This window comes from Streptococcus sp. 2154 (assembly GCF_013277255.1).
GTDB lineage: Bacteria > Bacillota > Bacilli > Lactobacillales > Streptococcaceae > Streptococcus > Streptococcus pseudopneumoniae.
The window spans coordinates 1-684 of sequence record NZ_VMMK01000105.1 but is presented as its reverse complement, the minus strand read 5'-3'; the positions used below and the strand labels follow the sequence as shown (position 1 = coordinate 684).

General features: G+C 44.9%; 1 protein-coding gene. It reads right to left on the bottom strand.

Going from position 1 to position 684, the window contains the following annotated elements; all coding sequences use genetic code 11:
• Positions 1 to 683 (bottom strand): N-acetylmannosamine-6-phosphate 2-epimerase (locus HT693_RS11685; protein ID WP_172925205.1); only part of this gene is annotated, 683 nt, incomplete at its 3' end.
• Position 684: the final 1 nt, after the last annotated feature.

Below are 684 nucleotides of genomic sequence, written 5' to 3'. Positions count from 1 at the left end.
ACGAAGCGTTCTGTAATCTCTTTTGGTCTAGTAATAGCGCCACCAACAACGATGCCTCGCACTCCGTATTCAAGGATTTGTTTGGCTTGTTCTGGTGTATGAATTTTTCCTTCTGCAATGACATCTACACCGGCATCACAGAGTTTTTTGATGAGTTCAAAATCTGGACCATCCACTTTTGGACTGTAGGATGTGTAGCCTGATAAGGTTGTTCCGACAAAGTCAATTCCTGCTTCGACCGCTGCCAATCCTTCTTCAAAAGTACTGGTGTCCGCCATCAAGAGCTGGTTAGGATATTTCTCCTTGACCTGACGAATGAACTCTTGAATTTCCAAACCATCGTAGCGTTCACGCTTGGTACAATCCAGAGCAATCACCTCGATGTCCAGTTCTGCCAATTCATCAACTTCTTTCATAGTAGCCGTGATGAAGGGTTCTTGTGGCGGATAATCTCGTTTGATTATCCCAATAATCGGAAGTTTGGTGACTTCCTTAATTTCCTTGATATCGCGAACACTATTGGCTCGGATACCGACTGCTCCACCTTGCTCAGCCGCTTTGACCAGCAAGGGAATCACCCCTCCCGCTTCTGTATAAAGCGGTTCATGAGGAAGAGCCTGACAAGAAACGATGATTCCATCTTTGATTTGTTCAATCAAGGCTTCTTTACTAATCTGTGGCATC